The 7217-nt window shown below is 64.1% G+C and carries 6 protein-coding genes, 1 tRNA gene and 1 pseudogene; 5 read left to right on the plus strand and 3 right to left on the minus strand.

Features of this window, described 5'->3' with window-relative positions:
• The first annotated feature begins 2 nt into the window (after positions 1-2).
• Both VQ044_RS17850 and VQ044_RS17855 read left to right on the plus strand, forming a co-directional pair.
• A complete protein-coding gene (locus VQ044_RS17850) occupies positions 3-974 on the plus strand; it encodes an ABC transporter ATP-binding protein (RefSeq protein ID WP_327647990.1) in 972 nt (323 codons plus the stop codon).
• The gene (locus tag VQ044_RS17855; RefSeq protein ID WP_327647991.1) at positions 971-1951 is read left to right on the plus strand and encodes an ABC transporter ATP-binding protein; all 981 of its coding nucleotides are present in this window, start codon (positions 971-973) and stop codon (positions 1949-1951) included. The genes VQ044_RS17850 and VQ044_RS17855 overlap by 4 nt, the downstream gene beginning before the upstream one ends.
• A gap of 160 nt (positions 1952-2111) precedes the next feature.
• On the opposite strand, the gene sciP is transcribed toward VQ044_RS17855, so the two are convergent.
• Positions 2112-2402: a CtrA inhibitor SciP gene (gene sciP, locus VQ044_RS17860; RefSeq protein WP_206455261.1), complete on the minus strand. Its 291-nt coding sequence runs from the start codon at positions 2400-2402 to the stop codon at positions 2112-2114.
• A gap of 363 nt (positions 2403-2765) precedes the next feature.
• Between sciP and mnmA the strand changes: the two genes are divergently transcribed.
• The gene (mnmA, locus tag VQ044_RS17865) at positions 2766-3941 is read left to right on the plus strand and encodes a tRNA 2-thiouridine(34) synthase MnmA (protein WP_327623848.1); all 1176 of its coding nucleotides are present in this window, start codon (positions 2766-2768) and stop codon (positions 3939-3941) included.
• A 36-nt stretch (positions 3942-3977) separates the two neighbouring features.
• On the opposite strand, the gene VQ044_RS17870 is transcribed toward mnmA, so the two are convergent.
• Positions 3978-4943 carry a Gfo/Idh/MocA family protein gene (locus VQ044_RS17870; RefSeq protein WP_327647992.1) on the minus strand — a complete coding sequence of 322 codons (966 nt, stop codon included), beginning with the start codon at positions 4941-4943 and terminating at the stop codon, positions 3978-3980.
• A 352-nt stretch (positions 4944-5295) separates the two neighbouring features.
• Here VQ044_RS17870 and VQ044_RS17875 point away from each other — a divergent pair.
• Together VQ044_RS17875 and VQ044_RS17880 are read left to right on the plus strand one after the other, a co-directional pair.
• A tRNA-Met gene (locus tag VQ044_RS17875) sits at positions 5296-5372 on the plus strand.
• 253 nt (positions 5373-5625) lie between these two features.
• Entirely contained in the window at positions 5626-5895 is a 270-nt protein-coding gene (locus VQ044_RS17880) for a hypothetical protein (RefSeq protein ID WP_327647993.1), read from the plus strand.
• Positions 5896-5916: 21 nt separating this feature from the next.
• On the opposite strand, the pseudogene VQ044_RS25785 reads toward VQ044_RS17880, so the two are convergent.
• Positions 5917-7005 (minus strand): annotated as a pseudogene (locus tag VQ044_RS25785) (recombinase family protein); the annotation flags it as partial.
• Positions 7006-7217: the final 212 nt, after the last annotated feature.

Raw genomic sequence — 7217 nt, forward strand, 5'->3', positions numbered from 1 at the left:
CCATGCCCCTTCTCTCTCTCCGCAACCTTTCCGTCGTCTTCGACACGGCCTCCGGCCCGTTCAAGGCGGTCGACGGCGTCGACATTTCGGTCGAGCCGGGCGAAGTCCTCGGCATCGTCGGCGAGTCCGGCTCGGGCAAATCCGTCGCCATGCTCGGGCTGATGGGTCTGCTGCCACCCTCCGCCACCGTCACCGCCGACGAGATGGCCTTCGAGGGGCGCGACATGCGCGCCATGTCGGATCGCGAGCGGCGCAAGATCATCGGCGGCGATATCGCCATGATCTTTCAGGAGCCGGTGGCCAGCCTCAATCCGTGCTTCACGGTGGGTTACCAGATCCGCGAGGCCCTCAAGGCGCACACCGATCTCGACCGCAAGGCACGCCAGACCCGCGCGGTGGAGCTCCTTCAGCAGGTTGGGATGCCGGAGCCGGAACGCCGGTTGACAGCCTTCCCGCATCAGCTCTCCGGCGGCATGAGCCAGCGGGTGATGATCGCCATGGCGACGGCCTGCAGCCCGAAGCTTCTGATCGCCGACGAGCCGACGACGGCGCTCGACGTGACCATCCAGGCGCAGATCCTCGATCTCCTGGTCGACCTTCAGAAGCAGCACGGCATGGCGATGATCCTGATCACCCATGACATGGGCGTCATTGCCGAGACCGCCGAGCGGGTCGTGGTGCAATATGCCGGCCAGCAGGTCGAGCGCCAGCCAGTCGCGACGCTGTTCGACACCCCGCACCATCCCTATACGGCGGCGCTGCTCGCCGCGATTCCGGAACGCGCCACAGGCGCGCGCCTGCCGACCATTCCCGGCGTCGTTCCGGGGCAGGGCGATCGGCCGAACGGGTGTCTGTTCAATCCGCGCTGCCCGAAGGCCGACGACACATGCCGCACGGTGGTGCCGCCGCGCCAGCCGCCGGCTTTGGGGGAAGCGCTTTGCCACTATCCCCTCAACGCGGGAGACGCCAGATGAGCGCGATCGTCACCGCCAAGAATGTCAGCCAGGTCTACGAGGTACGCCGCGGCCTGTTCCAGAAGCCGCTCGACCTCAAGGCGGTGAAGGACGCCAGCTTCGTCGTCGAGCAAGGCGAAACGCTGGCGATCGTCGGCGAATCGGGCTGCGGCAAGTCGACCCTCGCCCGGATGCTGACGATGATCGAAACGCCGTCGGAGGGCGAACTCGACGTCGACGGCGTGCGCGTCTCGGGCGATCATCCCGGCGACATCAAGAAACTCCGCTCGACCGTCCAGATCGTCTTCCAGAATCCCTATGGCGCGCTCAACCCGCGCCAGAAGGTCGGGGCGATCATCGAGGAACCACTGAAGATCAACACCCAGCTTTCGCGCGCCGAGCGCCGCAAGAAGGCCGAGACGGCACTGGCCGAGGTGGGTCTGCGGCCCGAGCACTACGATCGCTATCCGCATATGTTCTCGGGTGGTCAGCGCCAGCGCGTGGCGATCGCGCGCGCCATCATCCTGGAGCCGAAGATTCTGGTCCTCGACGAGCCGGTGTCGGCCCTCGACGTCTCAATTCAGGCGCAGATTCTCAATCTCCTGGCCGATCTCCAGGAGCGGTTGAATCTCACCTATATTTTCATCAGCCACGATTTGTCGGTGGTCAGGCACGTCGCGGACCGGGTGATGGTGATGTATCTCGGTCGTCCGGTCGAGATCGCGTCGGTCGACGCGCTCTATGCGAGCCCGCTGCACCCCTACACGCGGGCGCTCCTGTCGGCGACGCCGGCGACCGATCCGGGCAAGAAGACCCAGCGCATCCGGCTGACCGGCGAATTGCCGTCACCCTTCGACCCGCCGCCGGGTTGTGCCTTCCACCCGCGCTGTCCCTATGCCAATGACCGTTGTCGCTCGGAACTGCCCGTGCTTGTCGAACACGGCCCGACCAAGGTCGCCTGTTTCGCGGTGGAGGAAGGCCGATTACCGCCGGCCTGACTGTCGCCAGCCTCGGACCTGTGAGGTCCGCCGGTATCGTGGGCGGTTGACAGGGTCATGAAAAAACGAAGCCCCCGGTTTTCACCGGGGGCTTTCAATCGCTTTCGAGCCGACGGTAGCCGGTCTCCTCAGGCGCTCGGAAAATGGGGTATGTGCCTATTCAGTGCAGGTCCACCTTCTTGCGATATTCCTGGATCTGTGTGGTACGCAAACCAGCCAGACCGTGCTGGTCGATGGACATCTGCCAGGAGAGGAATTCCTCCACCGTCAGCGTGTACCGCGAGCAGGCCTCGTCGAGGCTGAGAAGCCCGCCGCGAACCGCCGCGACGACCTCCGCCTTGCGGCGGATGACCCATCGTCGGGTATTTGTGGGCGGCAAGTCTGCAATCGTCAACGGGCTGCCGTCCGGGCCGATGACGTATTTTACGCGTGGTCTAACCTGATCGGTCATTGTACTCTCTACAAAACTCAAAGACCTAATCGAACCTCACCCTAGCGCCGCGCTTCTAAAAAAAGCGTCAAGCTTCCCGTAAGGTTTCGATAAGAGTTTGAGCGACCGGCGAACGACGGGGCCAACCCGGCCCCGGAGTCTCACCGCTGACCCTTCCAACGGTCGCGGATCGTTGCGGGCAAAGCCTTCGGCGGCGTATGACTTGCGGGGCTCTTGCGGGGCGCCTACCTGTGCCGGAGTGCGATGCGTGTCAGGTCCCGAATGAGAGGGAGCGTCATGGCCGCATTATTTTGCTTTTCGGTCCCAGCCCGCTAGAAACGGACCTCCGCCGTCAGAACCGCCGAGACGCCGCAGGAGGCGCCAATGTTGAACAGCCTCGATCTTCCAAAGCTGCCCGCCGAGACGCGTGTCGTCGTCGCCATGTCGGGCGGCGTCGACTCGTCCGTCGTCGCGGCCATTCTGCATGAGCAAGGCTACGACGTCGTCGGCATCACGTTGCAGCTCTATGACGCGGGCGAGGGCGCCCGCCGTGCCGGTGCCTGTTGCGCTGGCCAGGACATTCACGACGCCCGCCGGGTCGCCGAGACGCTCGGCATCCATCATTACGTGCTCGACTATGAGGACCGGTTCCGCGCGGCGGTGATCGATCCATTCGCCGAAAGCTATCTGGCCGGCGAGACGCCAATCCCCTGCGTCGCCTGCAACCAGACCGTCAAGTTCCGCGATCTTCTCGCCACGGCAAGGGATTTGGGCGCCGACGCGTTGGCGACCGGCCATTATATCGATAGCCGACCGAATGGCGGGCATCGCAGTCTCTATCGGCCGCTCGATCTCGATCGCGACCAGAGCTATTTCCTCTACGGGACGACGCAGGCCCAGCTCGATTTCCTGCGCTTTCCGCTTGGCCGCCTGACCAAGCCTGAGACCCGCGCGCTCGCCGACAGGCATGGCCTCGCGATTGCCGCCAAGCCGGACAGCCAGGACATCTGCTTCGTGACCAAGGGCCGCTATAGCGACGTCATCCAGCGGCTACGGCCCGACGCGGGTGAGGCGGGCGATATCGTCCATATCGACGGGCGGCTGCTGGGCCGGCACGCGGGCATCCTGCATTACACGATCGGCCAGCGGCGCGGCATCGGCGTCGCCGCCGGCGAGCCGCTCTATGTGGTGGCGCTCGAACCCGCGACCGCGCGTGTCATCGTCGGGCCGCGCGAAGCGCTGGCGACGCGCCGCCTGCGTCTGCGCGACGTCAATTGGCTCGGGCGCGAGACGCCGGGCGCCCATGCCGCGTCGGGACGCCCGCTCTTCGTCAAGGTGCGCTCGACGCGCCCGCCGGCATCGGCCCGGATCGTCGGCGACGACAGCGACTGGCAGGTCGAACTCCTGGAAGGCGAGGATGGCGTGGCGCCGGGCCAGGCCTGTGTCTTCTATGCGTGCGAGGACGCCGGCGCCGAGGTCCTGGGCGGCGGCATCATCGCCGAGACGGTTCGGCCGGCGGTGGCGACCAGCCATTCGGCGACCGTCGCGGTGGCCGGGTAGAGTAGGGACGGACGTCTTGTCGCCGATTCCGCGTCGTCAGGCCGTCAGGTCCGGCGACGAAAGCGGCGAGGCCAGCGACAGGATCCGGACGGTCTCCACGGCCTCGCTGGCTCCGGTTTCCGGCTCGGTTCGGGTCATGACGCAATCCAGGAAGTGCCTGAGCTCGCGATCGAGCGGCAAGCCCGGTTCGGTCGGAAGAAACGCGGCAGGCGCATTGTCGAAGTCGAATGTCGCGCCGGCTCGCCGCACCTTGTGGGCATAAAGCGCCAGCTTCTCGCCTTCCGGGGCCAGATCGTCGAAGGTCAGCATTCCCTCCGTCCCAATCACCGAGAATCGCCGGTCGCGATAGGGCGAAACCCGCGAGACATGAATCTCCGCGCCGATGCCATTCGGGAATTCCAGGATGATGTCGGCGATGTCGGTCTCGTCGCTGAGCACCGTGCGACGATGGCAGATGACCGTGTCCGGATGCTCCCCGGCCAGATGCAGCACCAGCGACAGATCGTGCGGCGCCAGATCCCAGACCACGTCCATGCTGGGAAACCGCCCCAGACCCATCCGGTTCGAGATCAGATGGCGCACCTGGCCGATCCGGCCTTCGGCGACGATCTCGCAAAGCCGTTGGAACACCGGATGAAAGCGGACGACGTGCCCGACCATCAACAGGCGTCCGGCCACGCGCGCCGCCGCGGCAGTCTTCTCGGCGTCGGCCGAATCGAGTGCGATCGGCTTTTCGATAAGGACATCCTTGCCCGCCGCGAAGGCGCCGCGCGCCATGGCGCCGTGGGCGGATGCCGGTAGCGCCAGGACCAGCGCGTCGATATCGGACGCCGCGACCGCCGCCTCGGGAGACAGCGCCTTGACGCCGTAGCGTTCCGCGAAGGCCTCCGCGCGGTCGTCATGGCGATCGGCCACCCCTGCGAGGGCGCCGATCTCGGCGAGGGTCCGGATGTGGTTCTGGCCCCATTGTCCGCAACCGACGACCGCTATTCGTGGGTACATGATGCGTTCTCTCCTGGTGATGTCGAACCGGACCTAGCGAAGCGGCGGCCTCGCCGCAAGGATCGGCGCTGGACGCCTTTCCTTGCGGGGTCTGTCACGGATCGGGATTGAGGGGAGAAGGGCGGGCCACGACGCCGGCCGCCGCTGTGGGCTGTGGCGATCGACATCGGCCGCGTCGGACCCAGGCGAGTTGCTTGCCGATGGCGAACGAAGCGGCATGACGACGGGTTGCGGCGATTTCCACCGGCGAAGGCCAAAATCAGCCGGAGCAGACGCTTCTCCGACCATTGACAGCCGTCGCCCGCGCCTCCTATATCCCCGCCGACCCGAAGTGGTCGCCTCGTCGTGAGATGGCGGAGTAGCTCAGCTGGTTAGAGCAGCGGAATCATAATCCGCGTGTCGGGGGTTCGAGTCCCTCCTCCGCTACCATCGCAGCAGCCCCCAATGCCTTATCGTCCTGTTGCAGGAACGGGACTAGGTTAGCGTCGACCTCGATCACAAGCTGCCCATCGTGTTCGTCGCGGTGAAGGGTAATCGTGTGGATCAGCTCGCGGACAAGGGGGCTAAGCTCGCCCATGTCATCCATCATGTGGAGCGTCATTTCTAGCTTTGCCCGCGTTGATCGCAGTGGATTGGTGCTTCGCGCCGCCAGCTTGTCGGACAGGCGCTTGATGGCAGTTGGATGAAAAATGACGTTGCCGCTGGCTGGCAAGCTGGCAAATTCCTGTCGGAGGAGTTCCCGCTCCCCGCCTTGGGCCTTCATTCTGGCATCTATAGCGTCCTGTTCGCCTATCCCCTTCAAGAGCATGTCGAGCAGGCGGTCATTGTCCTTTGCGATGGCCGCAATCCGGGCTTTGATCTCGGCGCGCCGACGGTTCTCATGCGCGTCCTGTTCAATGCGCGCCTTGATGTAGCGTTCGGCGTAGACGTTGATTGTATCGGGGGTCGCTAGTTCCTTCGTCAGGCTGTTGATGACCAGGTCCTCCACATCTGCCAGATAGAAGGTCTTTGGGGCAGGGCAGGCCCCGCTGTTGGTATGGGCCGAACAGCGCAGCCTCGTGCGCCCGGACTTATCAACGCCTGCGACGGCCATGCCTGATCCACACGCGCCACATTTCAGGAGACCGGAGAGGAGCCGTTTGGGGCGGTTGTTGGCTCCTATGCGGTTGCCCTTTGCCAAATGCGAGCGTCCAGCCATTTGAGCTTGTACCGCCACGAACAGCTCGTCCGGCACGATGCGTAGGTCGGGGACTTCGGCACGCTGCCACTCAGATGGCGGATTGGGACGTGAGACACGTTTCCCCGTCGCGGGGTCCTTGATCATCCGAACACGGTTCCAAACGATACAGCCCGCGTAGAGCGGGTTTCGCAACATGCCGGTGCCGCGTGCCTCAAAACCAATAAGGGCGGACGGTGCCCACAACTTGCCACGGGGCGGTTTCACGCATGCTTCATTCAACCGGCGACATATAGCCTTGGGGCTGGTGCCCTTCGCGTAGTCTTTAAAAATGCGGAGCACGATGGCAGCTTCGTCGGGGACGATGATTGGCTTGCCGCGATTGGCAGGGTCGGCCCTGTAGCCATAAGCTTTTCCGCCTGCCGAGAGCCCTTGTTTAATTAGGCCGGTCATCCCGCGCTTGACCTTGTGAACGTTGTCCTCGCGGAACAATTGGGCGACAAGGCCGCGCAATGCTACGTTGATGGTAGTGGCTTCGCCGTCATTCACGGCGACGATCTTGACGTCGATGAACGTCATCTGCTTGTGAATGGTCGCCATGTCGGCGATGTCGCGGGACAGGCGATCCAGCGCCTCCACCACGATGACCTTGAACTCTCCTGCTTGAGCTGCTTGGAGCATCTGCCGCAAGCCGTCCCGACCGTGCATTGAAGCCCCGGAAGTTGCCTTGTCGGCATAAGTGCGAACGACGCTGAACCCCTCACGCGTAGCGAAGGCCTGGCATAGGTCGTTTTGGTCTTCGGTGCTCCGCTCGTTTTGCAGGTCGGTGCTATACCGCGAATAGATCGCCGCATTGATAGGTGCCTTAGAGAAGTTCTCTGCCATCACGCAGCCGTTCCGATTTCCGCCTGCAAAATTTCCACATATCGGCAGGCAACTTCGTTGAATTGAATATGCTCGAACCGCTTATGCGGGCCCATCAGCATGAGGTTCATGGCCTTCTTCAGAGGCTTATCCCGTTGTCCCAGGTCGCCCTAAATGTGGTATCTTGACCCGGATGGGCTGCCGGAACGGTGGCTATGACGGGACAGCCGATG

The sequence above is a fragment of the Aurantimonas sp. C2-5-R2 genome (assembly GCF_036549495.1).
Lineage (GTDB): Bacteria > Pseudomonadota > Alphaproteobacteria > Rhizobiales > Rhizobiaceae > Aurantimonas > Aurantimonas coralicida_A.